The sequence below is a fragment of the Bradyrhizobium sp. LB11.1 genome (assembly GCF_040549385.1).
In the GTDB taxonomy this organism is placed as follows: Bacteria; Pseudomonadota; Alphaproteobacteria; order Rhizobiales; family Xanthobacteraceae; genus Bradyrhizobium.
The window spans coordinates 109,066-122,827 of the sequence record NZ_JBEPTH010000018.1; the positions used below are offsets into that span (position 1 = coordinate 109,066).

The following is a 13,762-nucleotide window of genomic DNA, read 5'->3' on the forward strand; positions in this document are numbered from 1 at the left end:
CGTCGGTGATTGGCGGGATCGCTCACAGACCGAGCCCCCGGTTGCGTCCAAAACCCCAATCGATGCCGCCATCCGCGCGGGCGACGCCGGAGATATACCGGCCCAGCTGCTTGTCGAGTGAGGGCGTCCAGGGCACGAGCTGAAAGCCGAGACCGTCGTCGAGCATGGCGAAGCGGCCGGAGGCGAGCGCGAAGCGCTGCCGATAGGTGCCGGCGACATATTCGCCGGCAGCCGACGGGTTGAACGGCTGGCCGGTCTCGGCAGCGAGCTGCTTGCCGAGATTCCCTAACTCCCGCTGGCGCAGTGTGCCGATGAGGTTCTTCGCAAACACCAGTCCATGCGCCTGGCGTTCGGCGAGACCCTGTTCGATGAGCTGCCCGGCCCGCCGTTGCATGGCGTCGCGAACCTCGGCGCCGAAGCCAGCCTGGCCGAGCGCCACAGGGTCGCGTGCGACGGCCTGACGGTCGAGCCATGTCGCGCCGCTCGCCGTCACCTGCGCTTCGATCGCGAGATCGGAACGGACGGCAAGCGCCACGCGACGCTGCCCTCTCGCATCATCGAACTTGCGGAGCTCGACGATCGAACCCGGCGCGCTGTCGCCGGCAGCGTCGAGGTCGGGCAGCCTGATGTGGTGGCTGCGGCCGTCGACGCCATCGACCACGGCATAGGCGGTCCCCTTGAGTTCGTCGTCGAGACCGCGATCCACGAGGCGGCCGATGACGGGAACGTCGAGGCATTCGCCGGCCAGCACGTAACTTGCGGTCCCGCGATCGATGCCGCGTTCGGTCAAGCTGCGGTGGATGCGCTTGATGATGTCGCCGCGTTCGCTGAGTTCGCGCAACGTCGTCTCGGCGGCCTCGTCCATGACCCATTGGCCTGGCCCGAGCTGATGAGCGAGGCCGAGGCTCTCCAAGCGTCGCAGCCGGCCGACCTTCAGCGCATGGAACTGATCGGGCTGCTCGGCCGCATTGGGCGCAAGGTCGATGACCCCGTGCCGGTCTGCATCGCGAACAAGCTGGCGGTCGAGCTGTGTCCAGCGTTCGGCTTCGACCTGGCGCTCGAGCGATTGACGGATATCGAGATCGGAGCGCAGCCCGAGTTCCTGTGTGACGAGGTCCTGGGCGCGGGCGCGCATCCCCTCCTTGATGTAGTCCCGGGAGATGACGAGGTCCTGGCCGCCTTCGGCGACGCCGCGCACGATGATGTGGGCGTGCGGATGCTGGGTGTTCCAGTGATCGACACCCACCCAGTCGAGCTTGGTGCCGAGGTCGACTTCCATCTGACCAACCAGCTCGCGAGCGAAACCTTTGAGGTCGGCCATATCAGGCGCGTCCTCGGGCGAGACGATGAAGCGGAAATGGTGGCGGTCATTCTGACAGCGCTCAGCGAAGGCCTTGGGATCGGCATCCTCGATGTCGGGGCCGAACAGGTGGGCCTTCTCCCCGTCACGGGTCACGCCCTCGCGCCGGAGATAACCGAGGTGAGCGGCCAGCGGCGCCGATCTCGCTCTATGCCGGACAACCCGGGTTTTGATTGTCACCAGACGCGAGCGGCCGGTGAGCAGACGGTTTGCCCGCACGCTGGCGATCCGTCCGCGGCCGAAGCGCGAATGACGGTGGCTCACGAGATGGCCGGCTCGCGAAATGCCGCCGCCGGCGCGCTGAGCAGCCGCAAGCGCCTGGGCGATGAAGGGCTTGGCTCGCTGGCTCCGCGAAGAACGGATGCGGCCAGGTCGAGGCTGAAAGTCGTTCTCTTCAGCCATTGCCAGCCTCGGCAATGTGCGAAAGGCAGAACCCCCGCAATGAGTTGATGGCGAGGCGCACATTGCGCGCCGAAGCTGCACATTGCCGGATCAGCGAAAAAACAGAGCAACAACAACCGATCGACCGAGCCGCACATTGCGGCCTTTTATCTCGCCCTCGTTCGGTCGTTGCCTGCTCGTCTCCCTCGCCTACACTTTCTCCTTCGCAGGAATGCGCTGAAATACGCCTGAGTCCGAATTCGCAGCGGATTGCGGTGCCGAGCCGCCATCGCGCGACGGATGTCCATATCTCCGCACCATGGGTGCTGGTAGGCGTGCGCCGATCCGGATCGTCATGTTCGCGACGCCGTGCAGTCATTGCGATCGTCCCGTTGTCGAGAGCGCGACGAAGAGGCCTTCCGACTGCGGCGCAATCGCCGAAAGATCGTGCACAGGAACGACAGCCGGCCTGTCGTGCGCCGGTCGATCGGGTGTCACTCGCGCGGCAGACGACGGCTCGTCAGCGCGCCCGAAAAAGAGCGGCGCCCGCGTCCAGGAGGACCGAGAGGAGGCCGCCAGGAGGAGAGGCTCTGGCGCCCTCTCCGCATCGACAAAAGGGACAATGGCTGCGACATAGGCTTTCGTCTCGGCGGGAAGTGGACGATGTCTATCGCGAAAATCCTCGTAGCGGCCGGGACCTGCATTGTAGGCCGCAAGAAAGCCCGGCGAGCCGTAGCGGTCGTGCAGCTCGCGAAGGAAGGCTGCGCCAGCGAGGATGTTGTCATGCGGATCGAAGGGATCGCGTCCGAGGCCGTAGCGAGCCCGCATATCCGCCCAGGTCTTGGGCATGAGTTGCATCAGGCCGAGAGCGCCTTTTGGTGAAACCGCGCGCCGATCGCCTTGGCTTTCGATGCGCATGACGGCATCTATCCATGCTACCGGAATGCCAAAGCGCTGCGCGGCTTCCGCCACAAAAGCGACATAGCGGTCGCTTGCCGCTTGACTTCGCGTCGGTGCTTTCTCTGCTGACACCGCCGGCATTGGCCCACCAATCAACGGCAGGCCGGCGATCAGGAGAATGGCAAAGCGCACCCTGTCTCCGCCGTGACGCGAACAAACCGTCGTGCACATGTCCGTTAGGAGCATGCGCGGCAGGCTGCCCTGCCCTCGATCGCTGGTCTGCGCGGTGGCCGACCGATGTTCGAGCGGGACGAAGGGATGAGACGGCTTTCCCCCGAACAAAGAGGTGGACCGTTGATGCGCCTGGTTGTGGGCAAGCGTGACAAGACCCTGCATGCGATCAGTCCCGGTCGGCGCGCTGCGGCTGACGATGCCAATTCAGCGTCCAGGCTGATTTGTCGTCGCCCGACTGGAAGAGATTGGCGCGGATCGGCCGCGGCAGCGTGGGATCGTCGATGATCAGCGAGACGTAGTCGCCAGCCTTTTCGCCGGTGCGCTTCCAGCCCGCGCCAATCTCTGGGCCTTCGCCATCGCCGAGACGAATTCGGTAGTCCGGCGCGTTCTCGGCATCCGACGATTCGGCCGGGACGAGGGTGAGAATCCGCTCGAAGAAGAGCGTTTCAATGCGCCCGGTGAAGCCGGACTTCTCGCGGGTGAACTGACCAATTTGTGTCATGGAAAGCCTCTTGGGTTTCTGGTTTGGGAGCGGGTCAATGGGTGGCGGCGCGCCAGACGAAGCGGCCGTCGCCGGCCTCATCGGTCCAAAGCGGAACCGCGCGCGCAAGGATCGAGGTGACGGGCAGTGAGCCGAAATATCGGCCGTCCAGGCTGTCCGAGACGGTCGGATTCATGAGGAAGACCTCGCCCGGCTTGAGAGTGTGGCAACCGCTCCAGCGCGGCAGCGAGCGGCCGAGATGGTCGCGATCATGCGCCGCGCCGACATCGACATGGTCGACCGTCACGGCGTCCTCGGACCGACACACGGTCTGCCCGGGCAGCGCCATCACGTGCTTGAGCAGCGGCACATTTTTCGGAAGAAAGCCGCGATCGGCTAGCAAGCTCGCGATCGGCTCGGGTAGCCGTACCGCGACCAGTTCCAGAGCGTGCAGCGCTCCGACCGGCTGCAGCGCGTAAAACCCTGTCGGCGTGCTCGCGGTGGCGTTCCAGACCAGCCGCGGCGCGGGATGAAGGAATGCGAGGCCGCCGGCGGCGAGCATCGCGATGTACGTCACCATGACGTAGCCGAAGCGGGTCATGGCGTGACGCTCCGGCGCTTGAGCCAGGCCAGATGCTGCTCGCGCGTGTAGGCGCGCGGCTCATGACCGGCGGTGAGGCGGTTGTGGAGATGTCGCCAGTATTCAGGCGCGGCGTCGGCCGGGTCGATAGAAAGCGCCTCGATCGCGTCGATCGCCTGCAACACGCGCTCGACCTTCGGCCAGCTATCGACGCGCAGCAGGATCTCACCGCCGGGCCGCACGAATGGCAGCGTCTGATAGCGCCGGCCGGACTCGACAGTGCGCACGATGTCCATCCGCGACACCACCGTGCCATAGTCGTTCGACGCCCACCGGACGAAGCCGAAGATGCTGCCTGGCGTAAAGCTCGAGATGCAACGGCGACGGTCGAGGATCTTCTCTTCAGCGCGACGGCCGAAGCGAAGCCAGTGCTCGATCCGCTTCTCGATCCAGGTCAGTTCGACATGAGTAAGCGCAACGTCGCGCCGATGCGAGGGCGGCACGGCACGCGGCGGCAAGGCCTCGTTATCGTTCATGACGGATCTCCGGTGTCCGTGGGAAATTCTCGCGCCAGCAATTCACGCAACATGTCGGCGACCGTCACCCCGCGCTGGAACGCGGCGACCTTGATACGGCCGCGCAGCGCTAGCGTGACGTCGATGGTCAGACGCGCGGTGAATGCGGCTGCGTCATCCATGCGGCGCGGCGACGCGTCTCTGGTCTTGATCCAGCGCTCAGTATCGCAAGGTCGCGAGGCGAAGCCGCGCTTGATGGAGCGCTCGCTCATGGCGCAAACCTCGCGACTTCAGCAGCGAACGCGGCGATCTCGTGGGCGGCGGCGCTCTGCTCGACGATTTCGAAGACGAGCCGGCCGGACTGTGCGGCGTCAGCGAAGACCACGCGTTGGCCAATGGTGCTGGCGAGCACCGGCGGATCGTGATCGGCGAGCGTTTCAGCGGTCTCGCGGGCGATGATCGTGCGCGCGCCGCAGCGGTTGAGCACAAAGCGAGCGGCGAGCTGCGGACGGTAGATGCGGGCCTCGCGCAGCAGAGCCAGCATCTCGGCCGAAGCCCAACCGTCGAACGGCGACGGTTGCACAGGGATCAGCACCAGGTCGGCCGCCAGTAGCGCCGAGCGCATCAGGCCGGCGACGCGCGGCGGTCCGTCAATGACGACATGATCGGCGGTGCGCGCAATCTCCGGCGCCTCGCGGTGGAGCGTATCGCGCGCGAGGCCAACGACACCGAACAGCCGAGCGACGTTCTCCCGCGCCCGCTGCTGCGACCAGTCCAATGCCGAGCCCTGGGGGTCAGCATCGATCAGTGTCACACGCTTTCCGCGCAGCGCCCATTCACCGGCGAGGTGCAGGGCGAGCGTGGTCTTGCCGACACCGCCCTTCTGGTTGAGCACGGCGACAATCATCGCTTGCCTCCCGTCTTGCGGTCGAGGGGCGGCAGAGATGGTTGGCTTGCGTGCTTGGTTGGCGGCTCAGCGCGGGGGGCATCGGTGTTATCCGCAAGAGGCGCGGGCCCACTACAACAGTTAGATTCTAAGTTAGACTCTAAGTTAAGGCCCGGAATCACGGTTTCCGGCCAAAGCGTTAGTTGCGGTTCACGCGTGCGAAGTCCCGGTAGGGCCGCGTGCGGAGTCCCGATGCGGTTTGCGTGCGAAGTCCCGAGCGCTTCCACAGCACTGTCCACAGGGGCAGTGGACAGTTTGGCCGGCAGAATACGCAGCAGCTCGCGGCGCGCCTCGCGTTCGATGCGCAACTGATAGCCGGGAAGCGGCTGGCGCGCGGCGATGCGCCGGATCTGCAGGGCGAAATCCGAGACACGCACCTGGCTGCCCGACTTCGCGTGGAGGTGCGCGAACTCGAACAGCCATCCTCTCGGCTGGCGGCCAGCATGCTTGCGCGCAACGCGATAGAGCCAGCGCTCGATCCCGCCGGTAAGGCTGAAGTAGGCTGGATCAATCGTGAGGACGAGCGAGCGATCGATAACGCCGCGATAGAACCAGTCAGGGAGGACGAACTCCATGCCTTCCACGCGCCCATCGCGCCGCGCGCATTCCTCCCATTCGTTGATCCAGGAGAACTGGTGGCGCCGCCAATGCTCACCCTGCCGGATGCTGGTGCGGATGACAGTCGCCTGCAGGCGGGCCAACGCTCTCTTCAGAAGCTTGTAATCGCGTGCCCCGGTCTGCCGGCCGACTGCGATCAAAAGCTGGTAGGGCGTAAAGCGCAGGAAACGCGAGGTCTTCAGACCGAGATTCTCAGCCTCGACGATCTGGCTCGCCGCCCAAATCAGCACATCGGCGTCCCAAATGGTCGCCATGCCGTGCTCCGGAACCGCATAAACCTCGACGCGGACCTCGCCCGCCTCATAGAGGATCGGTGTCGTCCGCTTGGCCTTGGCGAGCGAAAAGAATGGCCGTTCCATCAGGTCGCGCTGATCGCGCGGGCTGGCGTCGCCTGTGGCGACAACGAACGGGTCGAGCTTGCTTCGCTCGCTGGGTGTGATGAGGCGACGCGACGACATGGCGAGCGTTGCCTTAGCGATGCGCGTGGCCGGCGGCGCGGGCCTCGACGTAGCGAGGATCCGACGTTGAGCTGCAAGCGGCCTGATCGGCCCAGGCTTCGAGATCGCCGATGGCGTAGACGACGCGGCCGCCGAGCTTGCGGAAGGTCGGACCATTGCCGTGGCAGCGATATTTCTCCAGCGTGCGCGGCGAGATGCCAAGGAGGCGCGCGGCCTCGGGGGTACGGACATAGCGGGTGGAGAGTTGCGCGGGCCTGTCGAGCATGGAAGATCTCCGTCTTGCCTCGAAGCGCCGCGGACAAGTCGCGGCATGTCCGGGCCAGACTGGCGGAGAGTTCGGGCGTTGGGGGTGGACGAAAATCTACGTGCGTTTGTGTCCCCCACAGGCGCAACCAGGCGAAGCCAGGCGCTAACAGCTGGTCGCGGGTTAACTCATCGGGTCGATGGCCTGGAGGGATTGAGGAGCCGATCAGAGGCCGCGCAGGAGTTTGAGATAGCCGCGCTCGACCAGAGCGATCGAATCATGAATGAGCCGGTTCGCCTTCCGGCGTGCATGTGAGTCCTTCCACTCGACCGAACGGCGCTGAGCGTGGTCGGACGCGAGCACCTTTGCTGCCACGTCTCGTGGACCGCCGCCCAGGTCGTGGACGTCGAAGGCGTGAAGGAGCTGTATCAAGCGCCGCTTTTGAAACGGCGTCAGCCGCAGAGCCGCAGGCAGGAGACCGGTGCGCTGGCCCGCAAGACGGCGCGCGAAGTGAAGCGCCACGTCGGCCCGCAGTTCACCCATGCTGTCGAGCGGCACTACCACGGCGGGGCGGCGCGCGGCCTGCTCGTCATGCAACCGGACGCGAAGTTCACCTGACCCATCCGTGATCAAGAGTTCGCGACCGTCAGCATCGATCCGCTCGGCGAGCGGCCGTCCGAGAGCATCGCCATCGATCGACTGAATGATCTCGAAGTCCGGCGGCGCGGGCTCCAGGATCAATGTTCCAGGTGATGCCTGGGGCAGCCAAATGGCTGCTTCGGGCCTAACTGGAGAGGCGGGGTCATGGGCGACACCGTAACCTCCATCGACGCGCCAAACTCGTTCGGGCGGTTTCGGAATCAGCGCCGTTGTGCGCGATCAGGCGCTCGGTACGGGCGAAGTCGCGGCGGTAGTCGGCATTGCGCCGCAGAAACTCGAGGGCAAAACCCGGGCGCTCAAGGCAATTGAGGCGTTCGATGGTTTCCGGCGAGCGCCAGTACTGGGTGGGCATGGCGTGTCATCTCTTCTTTTTGTTCTGTTCTCCCGAAGGAGGGACGCACCACGATCCGGAAAATCGGCCTAGCAGGCTAGACCTTGAGATTGCATCACGCGGGATCGCAATTTACCTGACCAGGGGTCCAGTTCACTGCATCGGCGGTTGCAAAAGGTCCCGATATCCCGCTTCCGACATCCATCGTGCACGGGCGAGATGGCTGTCGTGTACGATTTTGGCACGGTCCGGTTCGCGCGCAGGATCGAGTCCGAAGATCACGCTGACAACTTCCCGCCAGTCCGCTCCCTCTTCTTCGGCCATGAGCAACCGAATGTAGATTGCAAGATGTTTCTCGTCGTAGGCGTTGACACGATCGGTTATTGGCGGCCGGTCCTGGAATGGCGCTTCGTTCATTGCAATTGCCCCTCAGCATTGATGCAGCGATTAGAATTCATCTAGCCCCGATTCCTTACAAGCTGCGAAATCGTCACGCGCGATTTGTATCGTGATGCGCAGGCTGCATCACGGCTCCCCCCGGAAGTAGCAAACTGGTCCTAAACGGGAAGAAATGATTATCACAGCTCAACACGAATCGGAACGATCATTCCTGGAACGATCGTGCCGATGCAAGTTCCCTCGTCGCCATGGATCTCAAGGAGGTCATGGCGGTCAATTTGCGTCGGATACGCCATGTGAAGAAAATGACGCAGGAAGAGTTGGCCGATGGCGCCGGGCTAAGTGTCCGCTACATCGGCGCAATTGAACGCGCCGATGTCTCGGCCAGCGTCACGGTGCTCGGCCGCATCGCGGAGGCGCTAGGCGTCGAAGCAGCCGATCTGGTCAAACGAACGGCTGCTTATCCTCATCGGGCTCGATGAAGAGTTGCATTTGTGCTCTGCCACAACGTTGCCATGTTGAGAATTAACTCTGCGGTTCGTCACGCACAAGTTGATAGGCGGCTTCCCATGATGCTCGTCTCTTTCAAACAGCGTAACCTACGAAAGTGCATGCTGAGTGAGATGGATAGGCTTTATGACCCTGTACGAGCACTTGCCAGCCGACGTCCGCGGAACGGTTGACGCTCTGGTGGTGGAACTCCAACCGCAACCCTGGTCAACTCGATTCCTCGCTTTGATCGGCCTGCTCGGAGAGAAGTTGGAAGTCAGGACCGAGCGGGAGCCTTGGAATTTGATCCAAGAATGGGCTGCCTTGATGACGGCGACATTGGAGCATTTGCAACCCGACAGTTCGGTCGTCGAGTGCCTGGGGCTGATGAGCATCAGCTTCAACGACCGATGGCGCGCTCAGGCACTCGGCCAGATCGAGCGGGATCCAACGGTGCTGGATCGTTTGGTCGCGGCCTGCCCCGACTGGGGAGACATCGTCGACAGCGTGTTGGAGGCCAATCAACGCCGGCCGATCAAGGCGACACGCGCCCGCTGACGCAAGCTTGGTTTCTCTCACGCACTTTGCCGTCACCGCAAACGAGGTGATGTCGCGACTCTTAAGCTTTGCGATGCCCCGCCCGGACGCGCCGGGCGAGGCATTGCGGGTCGGCTCAGTCGCCGTTCCGACGGTTGGGGCGAGACCAGATCAGGCTGAAGCCTTCTCCTTCTTCGTCGGCGAAGAGGTTGGCGAAGATCGGAGCGGTGAAGCTTGGATCGTCGAGCTTGAGTCCGAGATAATCACGGCCCTCGTTGGAGCGCTTGGACCAGGCGGCCCCGATCTCCACACGGCCGACATAGATGCGGTGGCTGGGGGCGTTGTCGCCCGAGCGGCTGGTTTCGGGGACGATGCGGACGTTCCTGGCCTGGAGCGAGAGGGTGACGATTTCGCCGTTGAACTCGTTGTTGCCGGTCTTCTTGAAGGTGCCGATGGTCGCCATGGTAGTTCTCCTTGATCTCTGTTTTCCGAGCCCGCACCCTGCGGCCTCGATGGTGATCGACAGGCCGGAGGCGATCGACGGCGCACCCCGAAGGGGCTCGACAGCAAAGGAGGAACTTTCTTGTCTCGCGCGAGGAATGACGGCGCAGCCGGCAGGGGAAGAAAGTTGTGACGCCGCTGTTGCGCCATAGGCGGTCGAGGCTTTAGCCGGCCTTCGGCCAGATCCATCCATCGAAGAGGCCGTTTGGTGTGCTCGGTCTGAACAGAGCTGACATCAAAGAGAACGTGGCGAGCCTCGCATTCCGCAAGATCCGGCAAGCGAATTCGACGTAGATTGCCTCCCGTGTCGCCTGGCGACGGACGGATCTAAGTTTCCGCGACCGCACTTGGACAACACGTCCATCGACTCAAGTTGTTGGCCGGGGTTCGCGAGACGTTACCGCCTGGACGACCGCGTCTCAACAACCGCCGTTAGTTCGGCCACCCCTCGATGACTAAAGCCTCGACGCTCGAACCGCTCTCAATCGAGTAATCGAGGATGAGCACCGCGAGCGCTCTGAGCGCCTGATCTGGTCCAACCCCAACGTCGGCCGCTTACGCGTTAGCCCTGCGCCATATCCCGTCGGGCTGGCCCGGGTGCGGCTATGGCCGTAAAGCGGATGAACGCCGTGATGGTGACGGCGGACGCGCCGACGATCGCGAAGATCGTTTGCCAGGTGGGCGAAGGCATCGCCATCTGGGCGATTCCGTGCGTCGCGCTGTAACCCGCAACGGCGGCGGGCGTCACATAGAGAAGGATGATCAAGAGTCGAAGCCAAGTCCATGGCACGAAGGCGAGCACGAGTTGGCCAATGCAAATGGTTGCTCCGCCCGCCACGAGCCCTGCTGCGGTGCCGCCAAGCACTCCGGCGCCGGTGTGGAAGGTCCAGATGCCGATCGTCAGACCAACGAAGAAGGGCAGTGCGAAGACAGCAAGCGTGAACAGCAGCCAGCAGAAAAAGCCGATGCCAACGACGACGAGCAGTGGTCCAAAGATGATCATGGCGGTGGTCTCCGTGAGATAAAGGTCTGACGGTCGCGCCTTCCACCACTACCACGGCGCGAGAATGAGTATAGCGGTAGCTGCAGACAGGCGCCAGCGGGAGCGAAAATCCCGCTGGCCTTCCGCAGTCTAACTCGCGTAGCGATGCACTCTTCATGGTTGGAAGGGGTCGAATTCGTAAATGATGGCGGCGGGATCACCATCGCATGACGCCGTAGGCGCCTGTGCCCGACTGGAAGACGACGACACAAACCATGAGGGTGGTGGCGAGGTTCCAGCCGTTGGCAAATGCGAGGGCTTGAGGCATCGATCCGACTCCTGTGCTAAGGCGGGGACCATCCCCGCGCGACAGGCGCCCGACGTGTCGGGCCGGGGGCCGCGATCACCGCGCAGATGAAGACGGAGCGGCGGCACGCGCACGCGTAAGCCGACCCCTTGCGGGTTGATGGCGTCAGGCTCTCGGTCCGACCAAGGATCAGCGCTGATGGATGCGGGGTGGCGCCCCGCCGGCAGGAGCCGTGCCTCGCAACCTGCTGCAACCACGCTCGGGATATCGGCTAAAGTGCATTGCGACTTGTCATGATGGAGTGAGGCGCCATGGCGGAATTCACGGGGCGTGACCTGCATCTGGTGAAGAAGGCGCTCGCTATTGCCGTGCTAGCGATCGAGCGGCAGCCGGGGCCGCTTCAATCGGTGTCTGACCAGAGCGACATGAAGGCGCTGCTCGACGAAGTGATCGAGAACGATGCGGAGTTGGCGCATTATGCCCATGCGGCGCGGGTCGCGGTAACGGGTGAGCCGGACTGAAAAGCGGCTTTGCGGAAAGCCAACGATCCGCCTTTCCAGTTTCACGACAGTACGTGTTGAGGCAAAGGCAGCGCTTATGCGCCGCCGAACTTCCAGACCGGGATGCCAAGCTTCTTCGCCTTGTCGGCGAGATTGTCCTGGATCCCCGTGCCCGGGAAATGCATCACCCCGATCGGTAACTCGTCGAGCATCATATCGTTGCGCTTGAACGGCGCGGCCTTGGCGTGCTTCGCCCAATCGGGCTTAAAGGCAATCTGCGGGACCTTGTGGTTGTCGGCCCATTTGGCGGCAATCAACTCGGCGCCTTTTGGGCTGCCACCGTGCATCAGCACCATATCGGGATGCTTGACGTGAACCTGATCGAGCTTGGCCCAGATCAGCCGATGATCATTGAAGTTCAGCCCGCCTGTGAGCGCCACCTTCGGTCCGGCCGGCAGAAGCACCTGGTTGTCCGCGCGCTTCTTCGCGGCAAGAAAGTCGCGGCTGTCGATCATCGCGGCGGTGAGGTTGCGATGGTTGACCTTCGACCCGTTGCGCGGCCGCCAAGTCGAATGGGTGTGGTGCTCGAACTGGTCGGCGGCCTGGTCGCGCATCAACTCGAAGGCATTGCGGCGTTCGATCAGCGTCTGGCCTTCCGCCGTGAGGCGCTCCAGTTCTACGGATTTGACCTCGCTGCCGTCCTGTTCCCGTTGCGAGCGTTGCTGCGCCAGTTCGTTATCGTCGAGTTCGCGTTCGATCCGGTCGATGGCGCGGTGGAAGACGTTCACCGTCGACCAGAGCAGATCCTCGAGGTCGGGTTCGAGGCGAGTGTCGGTCAGTGCCACCACGAGGGCGTCGAAGATGTCGGAGATGCCGCTGGCGAGGATGCGCGCTTCCGGAAGCGGCCGGGGGTCGGGCTCGCCGTGGAAGGGACGATAGCCATAGAGCTGGAGTTCGTGGAGGACTTGGTCAGTGGGGGATGAGCTGTGGTGTGGCTCGAAGTCGTCGTCATGGTCGGTGGTCATCGCGGCTTTCCTCGTCGGATCGACCGCGCCCATCGCGGCCTTCATGGCGACGAAGGCGGCGGGCGGGACGGAACTGCACCCGCAGCGCAGCGGAGGGCCGAAGCCTCGGCGGAGGACCGAAGGTGCCGACTATTTTGACTCGCGATGTAAAGGCGGCCTTGGCCGCCGACGGAAAATAGTCGGCCCATAAGGTTGCCGGTCCGGGCCGTTTGCCGCCCGATCGCCCTCTCAGAAGGCCGGGGGTGCGGTTCTCTCCGACGCTGAGGGAGAGCAGGCCGCCGAGCCTGTGGCGACGACACCGACGTACCGCCCCTCATCCCGTTTCGGCTAGGCCGCCAGTTGCATGAAGCGAGCGACGTCCGGCGCCGCGATCTGCACCCGGCTGGCCGACCGGAGCGCATCGATCCCGAGTAGCCGGAGATCCTCGTTGAAATCGCCGAGCCGGGGCGAGATGACGATCGCCTCGATCCCGGCCTCCTGCGCCCGCTCGATCAACGTCTCCATCGCGCCATCACCGGCAGGATCGTCGTCACGGGCGATGTAGAGGCGGCGCAACGTGTCCGGGAACAGGATGGCTGAGAGATGCGCCGCCGAAAGGGCTGCAACCATCGGCATGGTCGGTAAGACGCATCGGAGCGACAGCATCGTCTCGATGCCTTCGCCGGCCGCCATAACCTCGCCCACCACACCAAATCGAACGGCATGACCCAGAAGATCGCCCATCGACCGTCTCGGCGTGTCGATCGGCGCCTTGCCGAGCGTCGCATCCGTGAAGCCGCCTGGATCGAGCCAAGTGCGGTGCGCGCCGGTCAGATGCCCAGCGAGATCGGTGACAGAAGCGATCATCGCCGGCCAGGTCTCGCTCGAGCTGTGGTCGTTCGCTCGATAATAGCAGCAAGGGTGGAAGCGCAGGCTTTCGGTTCCGTGCAAAGCCGTAATGCCGCGATTGCGGAGATACGTTTCTACGAGAGTACGAGAAATCGGTTGCGACATGGCGAACAGTCGCCGTGCCGCCTCCGGCGATCCAGTTGGGACGCTTGGTGTGCGTGATCGGGGACGATCGGGCTCCGGTTCGGGGCGCGGAAGGCTGAGGAAGGCACGCGCCTCATTGGCGACGTCCTTGAAGTCGATCAGGCCGCAGCTTTCCCGGATCACATCGAGCAGGTCGCCATGTTCGCCGGTGGCGGCGTCGGTCTTATGTTCAACTGCACATAAGACGGAATATGTTGCGCCGAGAGTTATGTTGCGCATTTGCGCTGGGGTGCTGTCTCACGGACGATTGGCAGCTTCTACGCAACATAACACCAGCGCGCT

At 63.8% G+C, this 13,762-nt stretch carries 18 protein-coding genes and 1 pseudogene; 3 read left to right on the forward strand and 16 right to left on the reverse strand.

Annotated features, from left to right (window positions below):
* Positions 1 to 22: 22 nt before the first annotated feature.
* The 12 genes from ABIA96_RS32310 to ABIA96_RS32365 all read right to left on the reverse strand — a co-directional run bounded on the left by ABIA96_RS32310 (position 23) and on the right by ABIA96_RS32365 (position 8,125).
* Positions 23 to 1,762, reverse strand: a complete 1,740-nt coding sequence (locus tag ABIA96_RS32310) for a relaxase/mobilization nuclease domain-containing protein (protein ID WP_354140963.1) — start codon at positions 1,760 to 1,762, stop codon at positions 23 to 25.
* A 354-nt stretch (positions 1,763 to 2,116) separates the two neighbouring features.
* The gene (locus ABIA96_RS32315) at positions 2,117 to 2,833 is read right to left on the reverse strand and encodes a lytic transglycosylase domain-containing protein (RefSeq protein ID WP_354140964.1); all 717 of its coding nucleotides are present in this window, start codon (positions 2,831 to 2,833) and stop codon (positions 2,117 to 2,119) included.
* 208 nt (positions 2,834 to 3,041) lie between these two features.
* Positions 3,042 to 3,377: a DUF736 domain-containing protein gene (locus ABIA96_RS32320; protein ID WP_247455201.1), complete on the reverse strand. Its 336-nt coding sequence runs from the start codon at positions 3,375 to 3,377 to the stop codon at positions 3,042 to 3,044.
* Positions 3,378 to 3,411: 34 nt separating this feature from the next.
* Positions 3,412 to 3,957, reverse strand: a complete 546-nt coding sequence (locus tag ABIA96_RS32325; RefSeq protein WP_354140965.1) for a S26 family signal peptidase — start codon at positions 3,955 to 3,957, stop codon at positions 3,412 to 3,414.
* Entirely contained in the window at positions 3,954 to 4,472 is a 519-nt protein-coding gene (locus tag ABIA96_RS32330) for a DUF2840 domain-containing protein (protein WP_354140966.1), read from the reverse strand. The genes ABIA96_RS32325 and ABIA96_RS32330 overlap by 4 nt, the downstream gene beginning before the upstream one ends.
* Complete coding sequence (locus tag ABIA96_RS32335; RefSeq protein WP_354140967.1) at positions 4,469 to 4,723, reverse strand: hypothetical protein; 255 nt, start codon at positions 4,721 to 4,723, stop codon at positions 4,469 to 4,471. The genes ABIA96_RS32330 and ABIA96_RS32335 overlap by 4 nt, the downstream gene beginning before the upstream one ends.
* The gene (parA, locus tag ABIA96_RS32340; protein WP_354140968.1) at positions 4,720 to 5,358 is read right to left on the reverse strand and encodes a ParA family partition ATPase; all 639 of its coding nucleotides are present in this window, start codon (positions 5,356 to 5,358) and stop codon (positions 4,720 to 4,722) included. The genes ABIA96_RS32335 and parA overlap by 4 nt, the downstream gene beginning before the upstream one ends.
* Positions 5,355 to 6,473: a replication initiator protein A gene (locus ABIA96_RS32345; protein WP_354140969.1), complete on the reverse strand. Its 1,119-nt coding sequence runs from the start codon at positions 6,471 to 6,473 to the stop codon at positions 5,355 to 5,357. The genes parA and ABIA96_RS32345 overlap by 4 nt, the downstream gene beginning before the upstream one ends.
* 13 nt (positions 6,474 to 6,486) lie before the next feature.
* Positions 6,487 to 6,738, reverse strand: coding sequence for a helix-turn-helix transcriptional regulator (locus ABIA96_RS32350; RefSeq protein ID WP_016841292.1), 252 nt, complete (start codon positions 6,736 to 6,738; stop codon positions 6,487 to 6,489).
* 204 nt (positions 6,739 to 6,942) lie between these two features.
* A complete protein-coding gene (locus tag ABIA96_RS32355; RefSeq protein ID WP_354140970.1) occupies positions 6,943 to 7,458 on the reverse strand; it encodes a DUF2285 domain-containing protein in 516 nt (171 codons plus the stop codon).
* Positions 7,459 to 7,519: 61 nt separating this feature from the next.
* Positions 7,520 to 7,729 carry a transcriptional regulator domain-containing protein gene (locus tag ABIA96_RS32360; RefSeq protein WP_354140971.1) on the reverse strand — a complete coding sequence of 70 codons (210 nt, stop codon included), beginning with the start codon at positions 7,727 to 7,729 and terminating at the stop codon, positions 7,520 to 7,522.
* A 132-nt stretch (positions 7,730 to 7,861) separates the two neighbouring features.
* On the reverse strand, positions 7,862 to 8,125 hold the full coding sequence (locus tag ABIA96_RS32365) for a DUF2285 domain-containing protein (protein WP_354140972.1): 264 nt from the start codon (positions 8,123 to 8,125) through the stop codon (positions 7,862 to 7,864).
* A gap of 230 nt (positions 8,126 to 8,355) precedes the next feature.
* Between ABIA96_RS32365 and ABIA96_RS32370 the strand changes: the two genes are divergently transcribed.
* The gene (locus ABIA96_RS32370) at positions 8,356 to 8,589 is read left to right on the forward strand and encodes a helix-turn-helix domain-containing protein (protein ID WP_354140973.1); all 234 of its coding nucleotides are present in this window, start codon (positions 8,356 to 8,358) and stop codon (positions 8,587 to 8,589) included.
* A 154-nt stretch (positions 8,590 to 8,743) separates the two neighbouring features.
* Positions 8,744 to 9,154, forward strand: coding sequence for a hypothetical protein (locus tag ABIA96_RS32375; protein WP_354140974.1), 411 nt, complete (start codon positions 8,744 to 8,746; stop codon positions 9,152 to 9,154).
* Positions 9,155 to 9,269: 115 nt separating this feature from the next.
* Here ABIA96_RS32375 and ABIA96_RS32380 read toward each other — a convergent pair whose 3' ends face one another.
* Both ABIA96_RS32380 and ABIA96_RS32385 read right to left on the reverse strand, forming a co-directional pair.
* Positions 9,270 to 9,596, reverse strand: a complete 327-nt coding sequence (locus tag ABIA96_RS32380; protein ID WP_011084751.1) for a DUF736 domain-containing protein — start codon at positions 9,594 to 9,596, stop codon at positions 9,270 to 9,272.
* A gap of 600 nt (positions 9,597 to 10,196) precedes the next feature.
* Positions 10,197 to 10,637: a hypothetical protein gene (locus ABIA96_RS32385; protein WP_354140975.1), complete on the reverse strand. Its 441-nt coding sequence runs from the start codon at positions 10,635 to 10,637 to the stop codon at positions 10,197 to 10,199.
* 597 nt (positions 10,638 to 11,234) lie between these two features.
* On the opposite strand from ABIA96_RS32385, the gene ABIA96_RS32390 reads away from it, so the two are divergent.
* On the forward strand, positions 11,235 to 11,444 hold the full coding sequence (locus ABIA96_RS32390; protein ID WP_354140976.1) for a hypothetical protein: 210 nt from the start codon (positions 11,235 to 11,237) through the stop codon (positions 11,442 to 11,444).
* Between the two features lie 74 nt (positions 11,445 to 11,518).
* Here ABIA96_RS32390 and ABIA96_RS32395 read toward each other — a convergent pair whose 3' ends face one another.
* Both ABIA96_RS32395 and ABIA96_RS32400 read right to left on the reverse strand, forming a co-directional pair.
* The gene (locus ABIA96_RS32395; RefSeq protein ID WP_354140977.1) at positions 11,519 to 12,448 is read right to left on the reverse strand and encodes a DUF2493 domain-containing protein; all 930 of its coding nucleotides are present in this window, start codon (positions 12,446 to 12,448) and stop codon (positions 11,519 to 11,521) included.
* A gap of 327 nt (positions 12,449 to 12,775) precedes the next feature.
* Positions 12,776 to 13,648 (reverse strand): annotated as a pseudogene (locus tag ABIA96_RS32400) (DUF7146 domain-containing protein); the annotation flags it as partial.
* Positions 13,649 to 13,762 lie beyond the last annotated feature (114 nt).

Bases quoted from the DNA above. Each gene is read 5' to 3' on its own strand.
- ABIA96_RS32310 (WP_354140963.1), bottom strand. From the start codon at position 1,762: ATGGCTGAAGAGAACGACTTTCAGCCTCGACCTGGCCGCATCCGTTCT.
- ABIA96_RS32320 (WP_247455201.1), bottom strand. From the start codon at position 3,377: ATGACACAAATTGGTCAGTTCACCCGCGAGAAGTCCGGCTTCACCGGG.
- ABIA96_RS32325 (WP_354140965.1), bottom strand. From the start codon at position 3,957: ATGACCCGCTTCGGCTACGTCATGGTGACGTACATCGCGATGCTCGCC.
- ABIA96_RS32330 (WP_354140966.1), bottom strand. From the start codon at position 4,472: ATGAACGATAACGAGGCCTTGCCGCCGCGTGCCGTGCCGCCCTCGCAT.
- ABIA96_RS32335 (WP_354140967.1), bottom strand. From the start codon at position 4,723: ATGAGCGAGCGCTCCATCAAGCGCGGCTTCGCCTCGCGACCTTGCGAT.
- parA (WP_354140968.1), bottom strand. From the start codon at position 5,358: ATGATTGTCGCCGTGCTCAACCAGAAGGGCGGTGTCGGCAAGACCACG.
- ABIA96_RS32345 (WP_354140969.1), bottom strand. From the start codon at position 6,473: ATGTCGTCGCGTCGCCTCATCACACCCAGCGAGCGAAGCAAGCTCGAC.
- ABIA96_RS32350 (WP_016841292.1), bottom strand. From the start codon at position 6,738: ATGCTCGACAGGCCCGCGCAACTCTCCACCCGCTATGTCCGTACCCCC.
- ABIA96_RS32360 (WP_354140971.1), bottom strand. From the start codon at position 7,729: ATGCCCACCCAGTACTGGCGCTCGCCGGAAACCATCGAACGCCTCAAT.
- ABIA96_RS32365 (WP_354140972.1), bottom strand. From the start codon at position 8,125: ATGAACGAAGCGCCATTCCAGGACCGGCCGCCAATAACCGATCGTGTC.
- ABIA96_RS32370 (WP_354140973.1), top strand. From the start codon at position 8,356: ATGGATCTCAAGGAGGTCATGGCGGTCAATTTGCGTCGGATACGCCAT.
- ABIA96_RS32375 (WP_354140974.1), top strand. From the start codon at position 8,744: ATGACCCTGTACGAGCACTTGCCAGCCGACGTCCGCGGAACGGTTGAC.
- ABIA96_RS32380 (WP_011084751.1), bottom strand. From the start codon at position 9,596: ATGGCGACCATCGGCACCTTCAAGAAGACCGGCAACAACGAGTTCAAC.
- ABIA96_RS32385 (WP_354140975.1), bottom strand. From the start codon at position 10,637: ATGATCATCTTTGGACCACTGCTCGTCGTCGTTGGCATCGGCTTTTTC.
- ABIA96_RS32390 (WP_354140976.1), top strand. From the start codon at position 11,235: ATGGCGGAATTCACGGGGCGTGACCTGCATCTGGTGAAGAAGGCGCTC.
- ABIA96_RS32395 (WP_354140977.1), bottom strand. From the start codon at position 12,448: ATGACCACCGACCATGACGACGACTTCGAGCCACACCACAGCTCATCC.